Origin of the sequence: Ottowia sp., from assembly GCF_046348305.1 — a bacterium.
Classification (GTDB): Bacteria; Pseudomonadota; Gammaproteobacteria; order Burkholderiales; family Burkholderiaceae_C; genus Ottowia.
On sequence record NZ_JAXMEM010000014.1, the window covers coordinates 49,641 to 69,619 of the forward strand.

At 69.6% G+C, this 19,979-nt stretch carries 20 protein-coding genes; 2 read left to right on the plus strand and 18 right to left on the minus strand.

Features of this window, described 5'->3' with window-relative positions:
* Positions 1-148: 148 nt before the first annotated feature.
* Genes U1F38_RS15765 through U1F38_RS15845 form a run of 17 tightly spaced genes read right to left on the minus strand, consistent with a single transcriptional unit; the run spans position 149 to position 17,805 of the window.
* Entirely contained in the window at positions 149-1,297 is a 1,149-nt protein-coding gene (locus U1F38_RS15765) for an acyl-CoA dehydrogenase family protein (protein ID WP_409988024.1), read from the minus strand.
* On the minus strand, positions 1,294-2,310 hold the full coding sequence (gene dctP, locus U1F38_RS15770) for a TRAP transporter substrate-binding protein DctP (RefSeq protein ID WP_409988025.1): 1,017 nt from the start codon (positions 2,308-2,310) through the stop codon (positions 1,294-1,296). The genes U1F38_RS15765 and dctP overlap by 4 nt, the downstream gene beginning before the upstream one ends.
* A gap of 28 nt (positions 2,311-2,338) precedes the next feature.
* The gene (locus tag U1F38_RS15775; protein ID WP_409988026.1) at positions 2,339-3,628 is read right to left on the minus strand and encodes a TRAP transporter large permease; all 1,290 of its coding nucleotides are present in this window, start codon (positions 3,626-3,628) and stop codon (positions 2,339-2,341) included.
* Positions 3,625-4,218: a TRAP transporter small permease subunit gene (locus U1F38_RS15780; RefSeq protein WP_409988027.1), complete on the minus strand. Its 594-nt coding sequence runs from the start codon at positions 4,216-4,218 to the stop codon at positions 3,625-3,627. The genes U1F38_RS15775 and U1F38_RS15780 overlap by 4 nt, the downstream gene beginning before the upstream one ends.
* Positions 4,215-4,670: a MaoC family dehydratase gene (locus U1F38_RS15785; RefSeq protein ID WP_409988028.1), complete on the minus strand. Its 456-nt coding sequence runs from the start codon at positions 4,668-4,670 to the stop codon at positions 4,215-4,217. The genes U1F38_RS15780 and U1F38_RS15785 overlap by 4 nt, the downstream gene beginning before the upstream one ends.
* A gap of 13 nt (positions 4,671-4,683) precedes the next feature.
* Positions 4,684-5,823 carry a CaiB/BaiF CoA transferase family protein gene (locus U1F38_RS15790; RefSeq protein WP_409988029.1) on the minus strand — a complete coding sequence of 380 codons (1,140 nt, stop codon included), beginning with the start codon at positions 5,821-5,823 and terminating at the stop codon, positions 4,684-4,686.
* Positions 5,820-7,097 carry a CaiB/BaiF CoA transferase family protein gene (locus U1F38_RS15795; protein WP_409988030.1) on the minus strand — a complete coding sequence of 426 codons (1,278 nt, stop codon included), beginning with the start codon at positions 7,095-7,097 and terminating at the stop codon, positions 5,820-5,822. Before U1F38_RS15795 ends, U1F38_RS15790 begins: the two co-directional genes overlap by 4 nt.
* Positions 7,090-8,247, minus strand: coding sequence for an acyl-CoA dehydrogenase family protein (locus U1F38_RS15800; protein ID WP_409988031.1), 1,158 nt, complete (start codon positions 8,245-8,247; stop codon positions 7,090-7,092). The genes U1F38_RS15795 and U1F38_RS15800 overlap by 8 nt, the downstream gene beginning before the upstream one ends.
* Before the next feature lie 14 nt (positions 8,248-8,261).
* Positions 8,262-9,422 carry an acyl-CoA dehydrogenase family protein gene (locus U1F38_RS15805; protein WP_409988032.1) on the minus strand — a complete coding sequence of 387 codons (1,161 nt, stop codon included), beginning with the start codon at positions 9,420-9,422 and terminating at the stop codon, positions 8,262-8,264.
* 3 nt (positions 9,423-9,425) lie between these two features.
* Positions 9,426-10,406 (minus strand): tripartite tricarboxylate transporter substrate binding protein, encoded by a 981-nt coding sequence (locus tag U1F38_RS15810; protein ID WP_409988033.1) that lies wholly within the window; start codon positions 10,404-10,406, stop codon positions 9,426-9,428.
* Between the two features lie 43 nt (positions 10,407-10,449).
* On the minus strand, positions 10,450-11,232 hold the full coding sequence (locus U1F38_RS15815) for an enoyl-CoA hydratase/isomerase family protein (RefSeq protein ID WP_409988034.1): 783 nt from the start codon (positions 11,230-11,232) through the stop codon (positions 10,450-10,452).
* On the minus strand, positions 11,229-12,026 hold the full coding sequence (locus tag U1F38_RS15820) for an SDR family oxidoreductase (RefSeq protein ID WP_409988035.1): 798 nt from the start codon (positions 12,024-12,026) through the stop codon (positions 11,229-11,231). The genes U1F38_RS15815 and U1F38_RS15820 overlap by 4 nt, the downstream gene beginning before the upstream one ends.
* Positions 12,023-14,161 carry an acetate--CoA ligase family protein gene (locus tag U1F38_RS15825; RefSeq protein ID WP_409988036.1) on the minus strand — a complete coding sequence of 713 codons (2,139 nt, stop codon included), beginning with the start codon at positions 14,159-14,161 and terminating at the stop codon, positions 12,023-12,025. Before U1F38_RS15825 ends, U1F38_RS15820 begins: the two co-directional genes overlap by 4 nt.
* Complete coding sequence (locus U1F38_RS15830; RefSeq protein ID WP_409988071.1) at positions 14,158-15,063, minus strand: SDR family NAD(P)-dependent oxidoreductase; 906 nt, start codon at positions 15,061-15,063, stop codon at positions 14,158-14,160. Before U1F38_RS15830 ends, U1F38_RS15825 begins: the two co-directional genes overlap by 4 nt.
* Positions 15,064-15,101: 38 nt before the next feature.
* Positions 15,102-16,256 (minus strand): thiolase, encoded by a 1,155-nt coding sequence (locus U1F38_RS15835; protein ID WP_409988037.1) that lies wholly within the window; start codon positions 16,254-16,256, stop codon positions 15,102-15,104.
* Entirely contained in the window at positions 16,249-16,629 is a 381-nt protein-coding gene (locus U1F38_RS15840; RefSeq protein ID WP_409988038.1) for a Zn-ribbon domain-containing OB-fold protein, read from the minus strand. Before U1F38_RS15840 ends, U1F38_RS15835 begins: the two co-directional genes overlap by 8 nt.
* 9 nt (positions 16,630-16,638) lie before the next feature.
* Complete coding sequence (locus tag U1F38_RS15845; protein WP_409988039.1) at positions 16,639-17,805, minus strand: acyl-CoA dehydrogenase family protein; 1,167 nt, start codon at positions 17,803-17,805, stop codon at positions 16,639-16,641.
* A gap of 156 nt (positions 17,806-17,961) precedes the next feature.
* Here U1F38_RS15845 and U1F38_RS15850 point away from each other — a divergent pair, with 156 nt between their 5' ends.
* A complete protein-coding gene (locus U1F38_RS15850) occupies positions 17,962-18,759 on the plus strand; it encodes an IclR family transcriptional regulator (RefSeq protein WP_409988040.1) in 798 nt (265 codons plus the stop codon).
* Positions 18,760-18,778: 19 nt separating this feature from the next.
* On the opposite strand, the gene U1F38_RS15855 is transcribed toward U1F38_RS15850, so the two are convergent.
* Positions 18,779-19,225 (minus strand): hemerythrin domain-containing protein, encoded by a 447-nt coding sequence (locus U1F38_RS15855; RefSeq protein ID WP_409988041.1) that lies wholly within the window; start codon positions 19,223-19,225, stop codon positions 18,779-18,781.
* 215 nt (positions 19,226-19,440) lie between these two features.
* Between U1F38_RS15855 and U1F38_RS15860 the strand changes: the two genes are divergently transcribed.
* Positions 19,441-19,977, plus strand: a complete 537-nt coding sequence (locus tag U1F38_RS15860) for a hypothetical protein (protein WP_409988042.1) — start codon at positions 19,441-19,443, stop codon at positions 19,975-19,977.
* Positions 19,978-19,979 lie beyond the last annotated feature (2 nt).

Below are 19,979 nucleotides of genomic sequence, written 5' to 3' on the forward strand. Positions count from 1 at the left end.
CGTGAAGCATGAAGCCCAAAGCACCCCAAGGCCGCGGAGCAGGCCATGCCAGCGATCGCCGTGGCCGGGGTCTCCCCGGCCACTGGCGATGCCCCCTGCAAGGGGGTGGGCGGAACATCGCGCAGCGAGTGAAGACTGGGGGTGTGTCTCATCGCAGCCCCAAGCCGCGCGCAATCATGCCGCGCAGGATTTCGCGCGTGCCCCCGCGCAGCGAAAACGTCGGGGCAAACTGCGTCACATAGGCCAGCGTGCGCGCGAGCTCGTCCGACACGGGCGCGGCGCTGGCGTCCAGCAGCTCGGCGATGGCGATGGGCAGGTTCTGCTCGAAGCCGGTGCCCAGGTCCTTGACCAGCACCGCGTCGTTCATCGGGTTTTCGCCAGCGGCCAGTTTGGTGGTGACGGCCAGCGACAGCGAGCGCAAGGTGGCCAGCTCGGCCACCAGCCGGCCGGCCAGGGCTGTGGCCGCTTCGCCGGCGTCGCCACGGGCGCGCAGCTGCGCCAGCCAGGTGTCGAGCAGCACGATGCTGGAGTAGATGCGCTCGGGCCCGCTGCGCTCGTAGGCCAGCTCGGCGTTGACCTGCTGCCAGCCCTCGCCCTCCGCCCCCAGCAAGGCCTCGTGGGGCAGCTGCACGTCGTCGAAAAAAACTTCGCTGAAGTGGCGATCACCCGTCAGGTCCTCGATCGGGCGCACGGTGATGCCCGGCGTGCGCAGATCGATCAGCAGCTGCGACAGGCCCCGATGGCGATCGCCCGGCTCGCCCGAGGTGCGCACCAGCGCGATCATGTGGTCGCACTCGGCACCGTTGGTGGTCCAGATCTTGTGGCCGTTCAGGCGCCAGCCGTCGGCGGTGCGCGTGGCGCGCGTGCGCACGCTGGCCAGGTCGGAGCCGGCCTGCGGCTCGCTCATGCCAATAGCAAAAAACGACTCGCCGCGGCAGATGCGCGGCACGTGCCAGCGCTTTTGCGCCTCGCTGCCGCAGCGCAGGATCATGGGCGCGCTCTGGCGCTCGGCGATCCAGTGCGCCGACACCGGCGCGCCGCGCGCCAGCAGCTCCTCGGCCACGACAAAGCGCTCCAGCTGGCCGCGGCCGCCTCCGCCGTACTCGCGCGGCAGGGCCAGGCCGATCCAGCCGCGGCGGCCCAACTCGCGGCTGAAGGCGGCGTCAAAGCCCAACCATGAGCGCGCCCGCCGGTCGGCTGGCATGCCCGCCAGGGCTTCGTCCAGAAAAGCGCGCAGCGGCGCACGCAGCGCCTGGGCCTCGGGCGGCAGCCGGGTGAGCGCCAGTGTGGAGGTCACTTGGCTTCGAGGCCGGCCTTGAAGGCACTCAACACTTCGGTGCCGCTCTTGCCGCGCCGGTCGAGGTTTTGCGCCCATTCAGTGGCCACTTCGGCGGCCACACGATGTAGGGTCTGCGCGTCGGCCGGAGACAGCGGCGTGAGCTTGACGCCGGCGGCGCGGGTTTTCTCGATGTCGCCGGCCTCATCTTGCTCGACCTTTTTGCACACGCTGTGCGTCAGCTCGTCGCCCATGGCCGACAGGTCTTTCTGCAGCGCGGGCGGCAGCGATTGGTAGCGCTTTTCGCTGATGACCCAGTTGGCAACGTAGGAGCCGAAGTTGGAGCCGATGGTGCCGGTCTTGGACAGCTTGTCGATCTCGTACGGCGCCAGGCTGTTGAAAGGAAACAGCACGCCGTCGATGGTGCCGCGCGAGAGCGACTCGTAAACCTCAGGCGTGGGCATCAGCACCGGCACGGCCTTGAGCTTTTTCAGCAGCAGCTCCTTGGCCGAGCCCGAGGCGCGGATCTTCATGCCCTCGATGTCGGCCAGCGTGGAGAAGGGCTTGCGCGTAATGACCTGATAGGGCGGCAGCACGATGGTGAACAGCAGGCGCACGCCGTTGGGCGCGAACTCTTTCTTGTCCAGAAGGCCGCCGGGTTTGGCCAGGCTCCAATAGGCCAGCGTGGCTTGGCAGGAGCCGGTGTAGGGCAGGGGCAACTCGGCCACCACCGACAGCGGCATCTTGTCGGACACGAAGCCCGGGCCGACGTAGGCGATATCGACCAGGCCCGACTGCGTGAGCGAGAGCATGTCCTTGGCCTTGCCGAGTTGCTCGGCCGGGTAGTACTCGAACTCCAGGCCTTTGGCCGCCGGATCGGCCTTCAGGCGCTCCATCATCGGCGTGGTGAAGTACTTGGGCAGGTAGTGGCCGACCGGAAACGAATCGGCCACCTTGATCTTGGTCTGGGCCGAGGTCGGACCGGTGACGCACAGGGCGGCGGCTGCCAGGCAGCTTGCGAGCAGGCGGGTCATATCATGTCTCCTTCTAGGGGTTGAAATCTCAGCCGCCCATCTGGGCGGGCAGCCACAGGATGATCTGGGGAAAAGCCACCAGCAACGCCACCAGCAGCAGATGGCTGAACACGTGCGGCCACACGCCGCCAAAGATCTCGGCCAGTGGCCGCTTGGCGTAGCGCGCCACCACGAACACGTTCAGACCCACGGGCGGCGTCACCAGGCCGACCTCGGCCATCAGGATCACGATCACGCCGAACCATACCGGATCGAAGCCCAATGCCTTGATCACCGGCAGAACGATGGGCACGGTGAGAATCAGGATGGCCACCTGATCCATCAGGCAACCCAGCACCAGGTAGCCGAACAGAATCAGCGCCAGAATGACCCAGCGCGAGACCTCCAGCGCGCTGACCCAGGCCACCAGCGCCTGCGTGCTTTGCGTGAGCGTGAAGTAGTAACCGAAGATCTTGGCGCAGACGATGATCATCACGATCATGCAGCTTGCGTGCGCCGCATGCAGCAGGGCCTTGGCCAGACCGGCGCGCGTAAACTTGCGTTCCCACAGAACGATCAGGAAAGCCCCGAACGCGCCCAGGCCCGAGGCCTCGGTGGGGGTGGCCACGCCGGTATAGATCACGCCCGTCACCGCCATGAACAGAAAGAGCATGGGGCCCACCACGCGCAGCGACTGCATTTTCTCGCGCAATGTGTAGGCCCGCCCCTGCGGCGCGGCCTTGGGCTCGATCAGCACCAGCACCCACACCGTACCGATGATGACCAGGGTAACCAGGATGCCGGGAATCACGCCCCCGATCAGCAGCGCGCCGATACTGACGTCGGCGATGATGCCGTACAGGATGAGCGCGATCGACGGCGGGATGAGCATGGCCAGCGTGCCCGAGATGGCGACCACGCCGCCGCTCAGCTTGGGGTCGTAGCCCTGCTTGAGCATGGCCGGCAAGGTGGTGGACGACAGCGTGGCGGCCGACGCCGTGCTGGAGCCCGAGATGGCGCCAAAGCCCGCACCGGCCAGTGCGGTAGCCATCGCCAGCCCGCCGGGCACGCGCCCGACCCAGGTGGCAGCGGCGGCAAACAGCTTGTCCGCCACGCCACTCATGATGACGAACTCAGCCATCAGGATGAACAGGGGGACCGAGATCAGCTCATAGGACTCGACACTGGACAACGGCGCCGTGGACAGCACACCTGACAAAGCCTGCCAGCCGCCGACCGTATACAGGCCAATGGCCCCGGTGAAGGCCAGGGTAAAGGCAACCGGCATGCCGATGGCCAGCAGGCCGAACAGCGCCAGCGTGATGAAGGCAGTGCTCATTCGGCGCCCTCCTCCGTGCCCGAGATGGGCGGCAGCGCCTGCACGGGGTGGCCACTGGCCAGGGCTGCCACGTAGCCGATGGCGTTGAGCGCCAGGCGCAGCGTCAGCATGCCGAAACCGATAGGCAGTACGACGCTGATGGTCCAAGTGGGCACGGCCAGTCCGCTGCTGGCTTCGGCCGCGGTCCGAAAGTCGTCCCAAGTCTTGCCGGCGGCCAGCCAGGTGGCCAGTGCGAACACCGGCAGCGCCAGCAGCGTGCCGATGGTTTCGAACACATAGCGCGTACGCTGTCCCACGTAGTTGTGCACGATGTCCACCGCCACATGCGAGTGCGCCTTGAGCGTGTGCGAGACGGTGTAGAAGAACACCCCCGGCATGAGGTAGTGATTGATCACCTCGTACGACCAGCCGATGGGCGCATTGAACAGATAGCGTCGGCCGACGTCGGCGACCACCAGGCACATCAGGGCAAAGAGCAGCAGGCAGCCAAGGCTGACCAGCACGCCATCGATGGCGTCCGCCGCGCGGCGCAGGCGCCCGTACCAGGCCGGCGCGGCGGTTGTCAGGGGCTGGGCCGCAGTCGGGCTCATGGGGCGGGCTTTATCTTCATCAGCGCGGTGCGTCTGCACACGGCCACCACCTCGCCGCGCTGGTTCAGGCCGGTATGCTCGAACTCGACCAACCCGCAAGCCGGGCGCGACTGGCTGGCGCGCACGGAGATCACTTCGGTGCGCGCGCGCAGCGTGTCGCCATGAAACACTGGCTTGGGAAAGCGCACGTCGCTCATGCCCAGGTTGGCCACCGTGGTGCCCAGCGTGGTGTCGTTCACGCTCATGCCCACCAGAATGCCCAACGTGTAGAGGCTGTTGAACAGGCGCTGGCCCCACTCGGTCTCGGCCGCGAAGTGCGCGTCCAGGTGCAGGGGCTGCGGGTTCATGGTGAGCAGCGAGAACATGGTGTTGTCCATCTCGGTCACGGTGCGCGACCAGGCGTGCTCGAAGCACTGCCCCGCGTGAAATTGCTCGAAATACAGTCCTGCCATCGTCTTGCCTTTCTCAATCCAATGCTTGCAACGCGTCCACGTCCACGCCCCAGGCCAGCGCCCATTCGCGCGCATCAAACGCGTCGTCGTGCGCCGCGGGCGTGGCGTTGGGCGTGGCTGAAAAACGCGGCGCGGGTGCGGGCTGCACCACGCCATCGACGGTGATGAAGCTGGCGCGTGCCGCATGGTGCGGATGGGCCGGCGCTGCCTGCGCGGCCAGCACCGGGGCAAAGCAGGCGTCGCTGCCCTCCAGCGCGGCGCACCAGTGGGCGCGCGGCTGCGCGGCAAACATGGCGGCCAGGCGCGCGCGCAGCTCGGGCCAGCGTGCGCAGTCGTCAAAGTCGGGCAGGCCGGCCACATCGGCGCCCGCCGCGCGCAGGCGCTCCAGCAGCACGGTGCGAAATTTTTTCTCGATGGCGGCAATCGAGACGTACTGTCCGTCGGCGCAGGCATACACGTCGTAGAACGGCGCGCCCGAGTCGAGCAAATTGGTGCCGCGCGGCCCGTCGTGCAGGCCGGCGGCGTGCAGGCCGAAGAAGGGCGTCATCAGCGCGCCCACGCCGTCGATCATGGCGGCGTCCACCACCTGGCCCTGGCCGCTGGCGCGCGCCTGCACGATGGCCGCCAGCAGGCCCATGGCCAGAAACATCGAGCCGCCGGCGTAGTCGCCCAGCAGGTTTAGCGGCGGCGTGGGCGGCTGGCCTTGGCGGCCGATGGCGTCGAGCGCGCCGGTGAGGGCGATGTAGTTCAGGTCGTGCCCGGCGGCCTGCGCCAGCGGCCCCTGCTGGCTAAAGCCGGTGACGCGGCCATAGGCCAGGCGCGGGTTGTCTTGCAGGCAGACGTCGGGGCCCAGGCCCAGGCGCTCCATGGTGCCGGGACGAAAGCCCTCGATCAGCGCGTCGGCGCGGCGCGCCAGGGCGCGCGCCAGGGCCACGCCCGTGGCGATTTTCAAGTCAAGCTTGAGGGTGCGCTTGCCGCGCAGCAGCAAGTCAAAGCGCGGCGGGCGCTCGATGCCCAGGCCGCTGGGCGTCGGGCGGTCGAGCCGGATCACCTGCGCGCCCAGGTCGGCCAGCAACATGCCGCACAGGGGGCCAGGGCCGATGCCGGCAAACTCGAGCACGCGCAGGCCGGCCAGGGGGCCGCGGGCGGTCACTGGGCTTCTCCCCGCGCGGCGCGCTGCGGGCTGGTGCCGGCGGCGGCCCCGCTGGCCAGCAGCTGCGCCACCTCGGCGGCGCTGAAGCCGGCCTCGCCCAGCACCTGCTCGGTGTGCTGGCCCAGCGTGGGCGCGAGCCGCGGCGCGGCGATGCGCGCGCCCTGCCAGCGCGGGGCCAGCCGCAGGCTGCGCAGCGTGCCTTCGCTGGGGTGCTGCACGGTCTGGAAAAACCCGGTGGCCTGCAGGTGCGGATCGTCCAGCACGCTGTGCAAGTCGTGCATGGGCATGAAGGGCACGTCGGCGGCCTCCAGCAGCTCGAACCACTCGGCCGTGCTGCGCTGCTCGAACACCTGCGCCAGCCAGCCGTAGACGTGGTCGATGTGCTGCGCGCGGCTGGCAAAGCTGGCAAAACGGGCGTCTTCTTGCGGCAAGGCGCTGCGTCCGATGCCGGCCAAGAAGCCGGCCCACTGCTTGTCGTTGTAGACCAGGGCGCAGATGTAGCCGTCGCGCGTGCGGTAGGGCCGCCGCTCGGGCGAGAGCTGGCGCGCGTAGCCGCCCGCGTCCAGCGGCGGGTCGAAGGTGAGGCCGCCCAGGTGGTCGCCCAGCACGAAGCCCACCATGGTCTCGAACATGGGGATATCCACCCGGTCGCCCTGGCCGCTGCGCTCGCGCGCCAGCAGGCTGGCCAGGATGGCGCCCACCGCCGTCTGGCCGACGATGCGGTCGGCCATGGCCGTGGGCACGTAGCGCGGGATGTCGCCGCTGGAGCGGGCGATGAGGTGGGACAAGGTGGCCGCGCCCTGGATCAGATCGTCATAGGCCGGGCGAGCGGCGTAGGGCCCGTCCTGCCCGAAGCCGAACAGCCCCGCATACACCAGCCGCGGGTTGACGGCGCGCACGCTGTCGTAGTCCAGGCCCAGGCGCGCCATGGCCTGCGGGCGCACGTTGTACATCAGCACGTCGGCGTCGGCCAGCAGGCGCTTCAAGGCCGCCACGCCGTCGGGGTGCTTGAGATCAAGCACCACGCTGCGCTTGTTGCGGTTGGTGTTGAGAAAGATGGGGCCCATGCCGGCGTGGCGCGCCGGACCGATCTGGCGCACCACGTCGCCCGCGGGGGCCTCGATCTTGACGACGTCGGCACCCATGTCGCCCAGCGCCTGCGAGGCAAAGGGGCCCATGAGCACCGAGGTCATGTCGATGATGCGGATGCCGTGCAGGGGCGCGGGACGGCTGGGCGCGCCCGCGGCCGATCCGCCGGGGGTTTGGTCAGGCATACAGGCCCTCCCCCTGCATCACGCGCTCGCTCAGCACGCCCAGGTGGTGAAAGCGGTCGCCCAGACACCGCTCGATGGCCAGCAGCCGCCGCACCTGGTGCGACAGCGCCAGCTCGTCGGTCATGCCGATGCCGCCGTGAATCTGGACGGCCTGCTCACCGACAAAGTGGCAGGCCACGCTGACCTGGGCCTTGCAGGCCGACAGACGCAGCGATTGCGTTGCCGCGTCGCCCGGCGTGTCCAGCAGCTGGGCCGCCAGCTGGGCCATGGAGCGCGCCAGCTGCACCTGGGTGAACATGTCCACCAGCCGGTGGGCGATGACCTGAAAGCGCGCCAGCGGCGCGCCGAACTGCTGGCGCGTGCAGGCGTAGTCGCGCGTGGCTTGCAGCACGGCTTGCAGCGTCCCCACGGCTTCGGCGCAGGCGGCGGCCAGCAAAAATGCGTGGGCGGCCTCCAGCGCCGCGTGCGCTTGTCCGGGGGATCCCAGCAGGGCGTCCTGCGGCATCCGCACCCCATCCAGCACCAGATCGGCCAGTGGTTCGCCGGCGATGCCCTCGCGCAACTCCAGGCGCAGCCCGGCGGCATCGCGCGGCACGATGAACAGCGAGATGCCCGCGGGGTCATCGACCGGGCCGGCGGTGCGGGCCGACACTAGCCAGGCGTCGGCCGCCTGGCCCCAGGGCACGGCGTTCTTGCGGCCGTCGAGACGGTGGCCCTCCCTATCGCGCACGGCGCGGGTTTGCACGCAGGTCAGCCGCGCGCGCGCGCCGGGCTCGGCGTGGGCCGGCAGCACCAGGGCCGCGCCCGTGCACAGCGCGGGCAGCCAGCGGGCCTGCTGCCCCGGCTTGCCCAGGGTTTGCAGCAGCTGGGCCGCGGCCAGGGCCGGCGCATAGGGCTCTGACACGAACTGCCCGCCCATGGCCTCGACGAGGGCCAGCGCGGCCTGGGGGGTCTGGCCCAGGCCGCCGACCTCCTCGGCCAGCATCACGCCCAGCCAGCCCAACTCGCCCATGCGGGTCCACAGGGCGCGGTCGAATTCGGCCGGGTGCTGTTGTTGGCGACGCCGATGGCGCGCGAAATCGCATTGCTGCGCCAGAAAGCGGCTGGCGCTGTCTCGCAGGGCTTGTTGCTCGGCGGTCGCGTGTTGCACCTTGGGTTCTCCGGTCACAGGCCGAGCGCGAACTTGGCGATGATGTTGCGTTGCACTTCGTTGGAGCCGCCGTAGATCGACAGCTTGCGCCAGTTCAGGTATTGGCGCACCAGGGCCATGGGCGTGGGCAGCCCCTCCACATGGGTGCTGGCGACGGCGTCCGAGGCCTGCACCAGCAGCAGCGACAGCTGCTGCGCGATCTCGGTGCCGCGGATTTTCAGGATTGAGGGCTCGACTCCGATGCTGGCGCCGGCCTGCGCGGCGGCAATCAGGCGCAGCGTGGTTTGCTCCAGCGCCAGCAGATCGACCTCGGCGCTGGCGATGCGCTCGGCAAAGCGTGCATCGTGCAGCATGCTGCGTCCGCGCGCGTCGGGTTGCGCGGCCAGGCGCTTGAGCAGGCGCAGCTCGCGCAGCGAGCGGCCGATCTTGCCGGCGTTGAAGCGCTCGTGTCCCAGCAGCGCCTTGGCACAGGTCCAGCCGTGGTTGAGTGGCCCCACCACGTTGGTCAGCGGCACGCGCACCTGGTCGAAGAACACCTCGTTGACCTCGTGCGCGCCGTCCAGCAGGATCAATGGGCGCACCGTGATGCCGGGCGTGTCCATGTCCAGCAGCACGAAGGAGATGCCCTCCTGCGGCTTGGCCTGCGGGTCGGTGCGCACCAGGCAGAACATGCGGTTGGCCCAGTGCGCGAAAGTGGTCCAGGTCTTCTGACCGTCGATGATCAGGCTGTCGCCCTCCACCCGACCGCGCGTGCGCAGCGAGGCCAGGTCGGAGCCGGCGCCGGGCTCGGAGTAACCCTGGCACCACCAGTCGGCGCTGGCGAGGATGCGCGGCAGATAAAAGTCCTGCTGCGCGGGCGTGCCGTGCTGCATCAGCACCGGCGCCAGCATCTTGGGCCCAAAGGCAAACACCTCGGGCGCGCCGGCCAGCCAGCATTCCTCCTCAAACACGTAGACCTGGCGCGGCGTCCAGCCCGTGCCCCCGCGCGCCACCGGCCAGCTGGGCGCCAGCCAGCCGCGGGCGTTCAGGATGGTTTGCCAGGCAACATAGTCCGCCTTGGCCAGCGGCTCGTGGGCCAGCACCTTGGCGCGCAGCGCGGGCGGCAGTGCCGTGCGCAGGAACGCACGCACCTCGGCGCGCAAGGCGTGCTCGGCCTCCAGATCGTGCGCATGCATGGCTTACTGGTCGATGGAGATGTTGTGCTCGCGGATCAGCGCGCCCCAGCGCTCGCGGTCGGCGCGCAGGTAATCGTCGACCTGCGCGGGCGTCATGGCCGGCAGCATCAGCACGCCGGCCTTGGTGAAGGTGGCGCGAAAATTCTCGTTCTGCGCAAAGCGGCCAATGGCCTCTTGCAGCTTGCTCACCACCTCGGGCGGCGTGGCGCTGGGCACGGCCCAGCCCAGCCAGCTGACGGCGTGGAACTTGTTGTAGCCGGCCTCCTGCAGCGTCGGCACGTCGGGCAGCCAGGGGATGCGCTTGTCGCCCGGCACGGCCAGCGCCTTGAGCTTGCCGCTCTGGATGAAGGGCAGGGCCCCCGGCAGCACGTCGACGTAGAACTGCACGTCGTTGGCCATCAGCGCAGTGAGCGAAGGTGCGCTGCCCTTGTAGGGCACCTCGGTCATGCGGATGCCCAGCTCGCTCTCGAGTTTGCGGACCGTGAGATAGAGCACGTTGCCCTGCCCGAGCGAGGCGTAGTTGAGTTTGCCGTCGTTGGCCTTGGCATAGGCGGCGAATGAGCGCAGGTCGGTCACGGGTGTCTGCAGATTGGTAACAGCCACGGTGGGGATTTCCGCCACGATGGCGATCACGCGCAGCGCCTTGATCGGGTCGTAGGTCAGGTTTTTCAGCACCAGCGGCGTCACCGTCATGTTGCCGTTGGAGGCCATCAGCAGGGTGTAGCCGTCGGCGGGCGCGTTGGCCACCATGCCGGTGCCGATCATGGCGCTGGCCCCCGCCTTGTTCTCGACCACGATGGGCTGCTTGAGCTCGCGCCCCACGCCTTCGGCCAGCGCGCGGCCCAGGTTGTCGGTGATGCCGCCGGGCGCGTAGGGCACGATCAGCTTGATGGGCTTGTCGGGGTAGCTCGCCATGGCAGCGCCCGCCGCCAGCGTGGCGGCTGCCCACAAGGTCGTGCGCAGAAACTTGATCAGAGGATGCATGTTGTCTCCTGGTTGCTGTTCTGAATGATGAATGCGGCCGCGATCAACGGCCAGTGAAACGGGGCTTGCGTTTGTCGCCAAAGGCGCTCACCCCCTCGGCGAAGTCCTCGGTGCCAAACACCACGGCCTGCGCCAGGCTTTCCTTGAGCAGGAACTCGCAAAAACTGTCCTTGTACGAACCCGCCATCAGCGCCCGCGCCAGACCGAACGACACCGCCGGCCCACTGGCGATGCGGCGCGCCAGCGCCAGCGCCTGATCCAGAAAATCGACCTGCGGCAGCACGCGACTGACCAGGCCCAGGGCCAGGGCCTCGGCCGCGTCCACGCGCCGGTTGGTCAGCAGCAGGTCGCTGGCCTGCACGCGGCCGACGGTGCGCGGCAGGTGGTAGAGCAGGCCCATGTCGGGCAGCACGCCGACGTTGGCAAAGCCGGCCATGAAATACGCGTCCTCGGCGGCCAGCACCACGTCGCCCATCAGCGCCAGCGACAGGCCCGCGCCCACGGCCGCGCCGTTGACCGCCGTGACGATGGGCTTTTCGCACTCGGCCAGCAGGCGGATGCTGGCGTGCGTGAGCGCCATGCGCCGGCGCACGCCCACGGTGCTGCGGTCGCTCTGCATGGTGCGCAAGTCGCCCCCGGCGCAAAACACTGCGTCGCAGCCGGTGATCAGCAGGCAGCGCAGCGCGTCGTCCTCGACAAAGCGGCGCGCCTGCGCGTGCAGGGCCTGCTTCATCTCGGCGCTGAGGGCGTTGCGCACCTCGGGCGCGCGCAGTTGCAACAGCAGCACGCCGTCAACCGCCTGGGCTTGCAATACGTCTTGCGTCATGTCGCCCCCTCCTCGTCCAGCGCGTGGTTGCGCGCGCCCAGCAGCGAGATGCCGCCGTCCACCGGGATCAGCGCGCCGGTGATGTAGCTGGCGTCCGGCGATCCCAAGAACAGCGCCATGGCCGCGATGTCCTGCACGCGCCCCAGGCGCCCCAGCGGCACGCGCCGCGCCATGCCGGCGCGCGCCTGGTCGGAGGCCAGCTTGGCCAGGCCCGTGGTGCCCTCCACCGGGCCGGGCACGATGGAGTTGACGCGGATGCCGTCGGCGCCCCACTCCATGGCCAGCACGCGCATGACCTGATCGACCCCGGCCTTGGCCGCGCAGGCGTGCACCTGCATGGGCGCGGGGTTGTAGGACTGGGGCGCCGAGATGTTGATGATCGAGGCCCCCGGCTGGCGCAAGAAAGGGTGGGCCGCGCGCAGCACATGGAAGGTGCCCATCAGATCAATATCGACCACGGCCTTGAAGCCCTTGGGCGACAAATCCAGCGCACGCGCCAGAAAATTGCCAGCCGCGCCCGACACCAGCACGTCGATGGCGCCCCAGGCCGCATGCACCTCGGCCAGCACCTGCTGCACCCGCTCGGGCTCGCGCACGTCGCCCGTCAGGCCCATGACCGCGCCACCATGGCGCGCCAGCTGCGCCTGCGCGGCGGCCACGCGCTCGGGGTTGCGGCTCATCACCGCCACGCGCGCGCCGGCCTGGACAAAGGCCTCGGCAATGCCCAAGTTAATGCCGCTGGTGCCGCCCGAGACAAACACCGTCTGGCCGCTGAAGTCGTAGCGCGGCTTCATGTCGGCAGCCCTTCGGCCGAGCGGGTTTGCACCAGCGCATCCAGCGCATAAGCGCCCTGGCCGGCGGGCAGGGCCAGCACCGGGTTCAAGTCGATGCTTTGCAGCGTGCCCTGCGCGCGGTGCGCAAACACCGACAGCCGAGACAACATGCGCGCCAGCGCCGGCACGTCGGCGGGCGGGCGCCCACGCAGGCCGGTCAGCACGCCGGCGGCGCGAATGGAACGGATCAGGCGTTCGGCCTCGGCCTCGTCAAAGGGGCAGCGGCGCAGCACCACGTCGCGCAGCGCCTCGACAAAAATGCCGCCCAGACCGAACATGGCTACGGGGCCGAACACCGGGTCGCGCTGCACGCCCATGATGCATTCGGTGCCGCCTTGCAGCTGGCGCGCCACCAGCACACCGTCGATGCGCGCGGTGGGTGCATGCTGCGCCGCGCGTTGCAGCAACAGGGCAAAGCCATCGCGCACGGCGGCTTCGCTGTCCAGGCCCAGCAGCACGCCGCCGATCTCGGTCTTGTGCGCGATGTCGGGCGAGAGAATCTTGAGCACCACCGGCCAGCCCAGTTCGCGCGCCGCGCGCACGGCGGCGTCGACGTCGGCGCAGGCCTGCTCGGGCGCCATGACAATGCCGTGGCCAGCCAGCAGCTGCTTGGCTTGGGCCTCGGACAGCGGGCCCGGCGGCAGGGCCAGTGCGGGCGCATCCACCTGCATCGGAGCCGCCGCCCGCGCAAAGCCGTCGCCCAGGCGGCCCATGGCGGCAATGGCATGGGTGGCGCGCACCGCGTCTTCCAGCACCACCAGGCCCGCCGCGTCCCAGGCGCCGCGGCGCTCGGGCGCCATGGTGGCCGACACGACAAACAGGCGATCCGGGTGCTGCTGGCGCAGCGCGCTCAGGTCGCCCCGCAGGCGCTCGCCCACGCCGGGCACGTCGGCCAGCTGGGCATAAAAACTCAGCACCGACTGATAGCCGCCGTCGGCCACCATGGATTCGGTGAAGCGGCGCACCAGGCTGGCGTCGTTGACGGCCTGGGCGGTGCAGTCCACCGGGTTGACGGGCGACGAATAGGGCAGCAGCTCCAGCAGCCGCTGCTGCGCCGCCGCGGGCATGGGCGGCATGGCCAGGCCTTCGTCCTCGGCGATGTCGCTGACCAGCACGCCCACGCCGCCGCTGACGGTGACCACGCCCAGCGTGTTGCCCACCGGGTAGATCTTGCGGGTGGCCACGTAGGCCAGATCCAGCAGCTCCTCGGCCGAGCGCACGCGCAGCACGCCAAACTCGCGCAGCACGGCGTCGGTGACCGCGTCGTCGCCGGCGATGGAAGCGGTGTGCGACTGCGCCGCGTGGTGGCCGATGGCGCTGCGCCCCACCTTGAGCAGGATGACGGGCTTGCGCGCGCGCCGCGCGGCGGCCAGCGCGTCTACAAACACGTCGGCCTGCGTCACGCCCTCGACATAGGCGGCGATGACGTCGACGTCGGGATCCTGGGCATACCAGCGGATGATCTCGCCCACCGTCACGTCGGCCTGGTTGCCGGTGGTGACGCACTGCGGCGTGCCGATGCCGCGGTCGCGCGCCAGCGTGATCAGGTAGGAGCCAAAGGCCCCCGACTGGCTGACCACCCCGATGCGCCCGGGCAGCGGCCAGCCGCCCTCGAACGAGGAGGTGAAGGTGGGATACCAGCCGATGGCCGCGTTGAACAAGCCCAGGCAGTTGGGCCCTAGCAGGCGCAGGCCGTGACGGCGCGCGGCATCCACCAGCTGTTGCTGGCGCTGCGCGCCGTCGCCCGGCATCTCGGCAAAACCGGAGCTGAACACCACGGCGGCGCGCACGCCGCGCGCGCCCAGCGCCTCGATGGTCTCCAGCACCTGGGGCGCGGGCACGGCCACGATGGCGGCCTGGGGCGTGTGCGGCAAGTCGGCCACGCTGGCGTAGGCGGGCAGGCCCTGCACCTCGGCGCGCGTGGGGTTGACGGGGTAGATCGCGCCCTGAAAGCCGGCGCGGCACATCCAGTCGATCGGCCGCCCGCCGATGCGCCCGGGGTCGGACGAGGCGCCGACCACGGCCACGCTGGCGGGCGCCATCAGGGCGCGCAGGCCGGCGTCGGCGTCCAGCATGGAGCCCAGGGGGGCGTTCATATCGGGTCCCAGCTGAACACGTCGCTGGAGCGCTCCACGCCGACAAAGCTGGCGCGCAGCGCGGGCATGGCGTGCTCGGCCACGGTCTGGGGCGTCCAGCCCTCGCCGCGGTGCACCGAGCGCAGCGGGCGCGGCTGGCTCATCAGCACGATCTCGTTGTTGCGCACGGCAAAGACCTGGGCGTTGACGCCTTGCGACGCATCGCTGGCCAGGTACACCGCCACCGGCGCGATTTTCTCGGGCGTCATCTGCTTGTTGCGCTCCACGCGCGCGGCCTTTTCGGGCGTGTCGGTGGGCACCGAGCTGGTCATGCGGCTCCAGGCAAAGGGCGAGATGCAGTTGGAGCGCACGTTGAAACGCGCCATGTCCAGGGCGATGGACTTGGACAGCGCCACGATGCCCAGCTTGGCCGCCGAGTAGTTGGCCTGGCCCAGGTTGCCGATCAGGCCCGAGGTGGAGGTCATGTGCACCAGCGCGCCCGATTGCTGCTCCTTGAAAAAGCGCGCCGCCGCGCGGCTCATGTAGAAGCTGCCGTGCAGGTGCACCTGGATCACGGCCTCCCAGTCGGCCACGCTCAGCTTGTGGAAGATGGCGTCGCGCAGGATGCCGGCGTTGTTGACCACCGCATCGACCCGGCCAAAGTGATCGACCGCGGCCTGCACGATGCGCTCGGCGCCGGCGGCCTCAGCCACGCTGTCGGTGCTCAGCACGGCCTGGCCGCCGCTGGCGCGAATTTCATCGACCACCTGCTGGCCCGGCGTGTTGTCGCGGCCATCGCCGGCCAGGCCCGCGCCAATGTCGTTGACCACCACCGCCGCCTGCTCGCGCGCCATCACCAGCGCAATGGCGCGGCCAATGCCGTTGCCCGCGCCCGTTACCACCACCACCTTGCCTTGCAGCATGCCTTGTGTCGCCACGTTCGATCTCCTTGCTTGATTCGTCACAGCGCCGCGCCGGTGCCCAGCACCACCGTGGCCTGGCTCGACAGCTCGCCGCCGTTGCCGTGCGCCAGCGCAATCTCGGCGCCGCTCACCTGCCGCTCGCCGGCCTCGCCGGCCAGCTGGCGCGCCGCCTCGACCAGGGTGAACAGGCCGTACATGCCCGGGTGCACGCAGGACAGCCCGCCGCCATTGGTGTTGACCGGCAGGCTGCCGCCCGGCGCGATGCGCCCGCCCTCGACAAAGCGCCCGCCCTCGCCCTTGGGGCAAAAGCCCAGGTCTTCCAGAAACAGGATCGTGTTGATGGTGAAGGCGTCGTAGAGCTGCACCACGTCCACGTCCTGCGGACCGATGCCTGCCTGCGCGTAGGCGCGCGCGCCGGATTCGGCGGCAGCCGTCACCGTCAAATCGGGCATGGTGGAGATCATGCGGTGGTGCGTGGCCTCGGCCGCACCCAGCACGTACACCGGGTGCAGGCACAGATCGCGCGCGCGATCGCCGCGCGTCATCACCAGGGCGGCCGCACCGTCGGTGACCAGGCAGCTGTCGCGCACCGACAGCGGCGAGGAGACCATGCGCGAGGCCAGGCACTGCTCGACCGTGAGCGGATCGCGCATGAAGGCCTCGGGGTTGCGCTGCGCCCACTGGCGCGCGGCCACGGCCACCTGGGCCAGTTGCTCGCGCGTGGTGCCAAACTGGTGCATGTGGCGCGAGGCCGCCAGTGCGTAGGCCGAGGCCGGCGTGAGCGCCTGGTACGGCGCCTCGAAGGGCGAGGGCCGGAGCGAGCTTTGCAGCTTGCCGCTGGCCGTGCGCTGGTTGCTGCCGTAGGTGATCAGCGCCACGTCGCACTGGCCGGCCGCCAGCGCCAGCGCGGCCCACAACACATAGGTCTGAAAGGACGAGCCGCCCACGCGGCTGTTGTTGGTCAGGCGCGGGTGGATGCCCAGGTATTCGGCCAGGCCCAGGCCGGCAAAGTAGTCGTGCGGCAGGGCGATGAACAGGCCGTCCACGTCGGCGGGCGTCAGGCCCACGCGGCCCAGGGCGAGCAGGCTGGCGCGCACGGCTAGCTCCATGGCGCTTTGGCCCGGCGCTTCGCCAATGCCGTGGGTGGCGGTGGAGACAATGGCCGTGGCGGCGCGAGGAAAGGCGTCACGCATGCTCGGCCTCCCGCGGCGTGAACAGCAAGGCCGGCACGCCGTCGATGCGGCTCACGCGCGCTTGCACCGCCAGGCCGATGCGCACCTGATCGGGCGCGATGCCTTCGACGCGCCCCATCACGCGCGGCCCCTCGGCCAGGTCGATCAGGGCCACGGTGTAGGGCGCGGCCGGCGGGCGCGGCGCGATGACGGTGACGGCATGCACCACGCCCGCGCCGCTGGCGGCAACCCACTCCAGGTCGGTGGCGCCGGTGCGCGGCTCGGCCACGCGCGGCGGAAAGATGAAAGCGCCGGTGCTGGCGCGGCGCTGCAGCAAGAAGCGCCCTTGCTCCAGCGCCTCGAGCCAGCTGCGTTCGGGGGTCAGGTCAGGCATGCGGGGCACTCAGTAGGATTTTGGCAAGGCCAGCACACGCTCGGCGATGTAGGACAGGATCTGCTCGCGGCTCACCGGCGCGATGCGCGCGATCATGACCTCGCGCAGGTAGCGCTCGACGTGGTATTCCTTGGCATAACCAAAGCCGCCGTGCGTGAGGATGGCGCGCTCGCAGGCGTGAAAGCCGGCCTCGGCGCCCAGGTACTTGGTGGCGTTGGCCTCGGCGCCGCACTCGCGCCCCTGGTCGTAAAGGCCGGCGGCCTTGAGCATCATCAGGTGCGCGGCCTCCAGCTCCATCCAGTTGGCGGCCAGCGGGTGCTGGATGCCCTGGTTCTGGCCGATGGGGCGATTGAAGACCACGCGCTCCTTGGCGTAGTGCGCGGCGCGGCGCAGCGCGGCGCGGCCAATGCCGATGGCCTCGGCGCCGATCAGCACGCGCTCGGGGTTCATGCCGTGCAGGATGTACTTGAAGCCCTGGCCTTCCTCGCCGATGCGGTCCTCCAGCGGGATCTCCAGGCCGTCGATGAACAGCTCGTTGGAGTCGACCGCCTTGCGCCCCATCTTCTCGATCAGGCGCACCGCCACCTTGCTGCGGTCCAGATCGGTGTAGAACAGCGACAGGCCGTGGCTGTGGCTCCTGCACTCCTCCAGCGGCGTGGTGCGCGCCAGCAGCAAAATCTTGTCGGCCACCTGGGCGGTGGAGATCCACACTTTCTGGCCGTGCACCACGTAGCGGTCGCCATGGCGCACGGCCCGGGTTTTCAGTTGCGTGGTGTTCAGGCCTGTATTGGGCTCGGTCACGCCAAAGCAGGACTTGGTGCGCCCGGCCACCATGGGCGGCAGAAAGCGCTGTTTTTGCGCCTCGGTGCCGAACACCACGATGGGCATCAGGCCGAAGATGTTGATGTGAAAGGCCGAGCAGCCGCTCATGCCGGCGCCCGTCTCGGCCACGGTCTGCATCATCAGCGCCGCCTCGGTCACGCCCAGGCCCGAGCCGCCATAGGCCTCGGGGATGGCCATGCCCAGCCAGCCGGCTTGGGCCATGGCGGCGTAAAAATCGTGCGGGAACTCGCCCGTGCGGTCGTGCTCCAGCCAATACTCGTCGCCAAAGGGCGTGCACGATTGCAGCACCGCCTCGCGGATGGCTTGCTGCTCGGGGGTGATTTCAAAGGACATGGCGGGGGCCGGGTTTTGAACTTCGGGTTTGTTCCGATATTAGAATACGCATTTCGATAAGAGAATTATTGAAATCCCCCGGCCCAACTGTCAAGCCGGGCAAGGGTTTATCCGGACGACCGCGTTTCGCGCCGCACCCTCACCTGCATTCACCGCATGCCGCCCCAGGACGACACCGACCGCAGCGCCCCGCCGCGCGCCCCCGTGCGGGTGATGCAGGTCATCACCCTGCTCGCCCGCCACCGCGACGGCCTGCCCCTGGCGCAGCTGGCCGAGGCGCTGCAACTGCCCAAAACCAGCCTGTTCAGCCTGTTGCGCTCGCTGGAGGCGGGCGGCTACGTCATGTCCGAAAACGGTCACCACCGCCTGGGGCAAGAAACCTTCAGCCTGGCCGCGATGATTCAGCGCACCGACGCCTTCCCGGGCAACGTGCGCCCCTGGCTGGCCGAGCTGCACAAGGCCTGCCAGGAGACGGTGATGGTGGGCGTGCCCAGCAAGGACTGGCGCGAGCTGATTTACGTGGACGTGATCGAGGCCAGCAGCTGGCTCCGCTATTCGGCCAACGTGGGCGCGCACCGCCCGCTGTACTCCACCTCGCTGGGCCTGACCATGCTGGCCTTCACCACCACCGAGCGCCAGCGCCAGTACATCGAGGCCACGCCGCTGACCGCCGTCACCCACCACACCATCACCAGCCGCACGGCACTGCAACAAGCCTTGCGCCGTATCCGCGCCGCCGGTTGCGCCAGCAGCAGCGGCTCGATCGAGGGCGCCACGGGCGTCTCGGCGCCAGTGTTCGATGGCCAGGGCCAGCTGCTCGCCGCCGTCGGCATGGCGGGGCCCACCGCGCGCTACGAACGCGACGCTGAAAAATTTCGGGCTCAGGTGGTGCGCTGTGGCGAGCAGATGTCGCGCGCGCTAGGATTTGCCGGCGACTACCCACGCCCGCGCTGAATGCCGCCCGTGCGGGCGCTCAGCGCGGCGCCATCGCGCAAACCCAGCCCTCGGGCATGCACGCAGCCTGCAGGGCGTGCAGCAAGGCGCCGTCGTTGCCCGCCTCGTCCGCCTGGTCGGCGGCCTTGTAGAGAATCTGCTCCTCCTTCGGGTTGTGGATTTGCAGCATCTGAAACAGCTCGCGCCCAAGCGCCGGCATGGTGGCGGCATCCGCGGCCAGCAACTCGTCGATCAGCGGCCACATCTGGCCGTGCTCGCGCTGCATCACGAAGATGGGCATGCTCAGGCCCGCGCGCTCCAGTGGCGGAAACAGCACCGCCTCTTCCAGGTGGATGTGCTGGCGCAGCAGCTGCAGGGCCTCGGCCAGCGCCGCGGGTGGCGCGGCGCCCTGGATGGCGGCCTTGATGCCCTCGTCGATGCGGCGGTGCTGCTGCTCCAGCAAGGCGCTGGGTTGGTTGGGGCTCATGGTGCGCTCTCCGGAAACGTGTGCGTGTCCCGTACCGTAGCGCCAGCCGAAAGGGCCCGCTGCAAGCGCGGATACCGGCGCGCCCACCCGCGGCTTGCAGCCGAGCGTGACAAACCGTTGCACCCCCGGGTACGGACTGGCCCATGATTGCCTTTATCGACCGCTTTCCCTCACCCCGCAATCGCCTTGGGCGACGCTGCCCACCTTCATGCCCCATGGCCACCCTGCGTACCCTGTCGCTTGGCCTTGCGCTCGCGCTGGCGCAGGGCGGCGCCGGCGCGCAGCCGGCACCGTCCGACTCGGGTGGCGGGGCCCTGTCGGGCTGGACGTTCGGCGTTTCGCCCTGGACCGTGCACTACTCGCAAGCGCGCAAGGAGCACGACTTCGAGCCGGACACGCAGAGGCACGCCTACGTCTGGCTGGTGCAGGCCGAAAAGGCGCTGGACGAGCGCCGCATCGCGGGCCTGGCGCTGTTTCGCAATTCCTTTGGCCAGCCCACCCAGTACCTGTACTACGGCTGGCAATGGCGGCCGCTGGACAGCACGCCGGGGCTGTTCGTCAAGCTCACGGGCGGGGTCATCCATGGCTACAAGGCGCCTTATCACCGCAAGATTCCGTTCAACGCCAAGAGCGGCTGGGGCCTGACGGCGATTCCGGCGGTGGGCTACGACTTCTCGCGCAACTGGGGGGCGCAGATCAACGTGCTGGGCACCGCGGGGCTGATGTTTCAGCTCAACTACACGATGCGCTGATC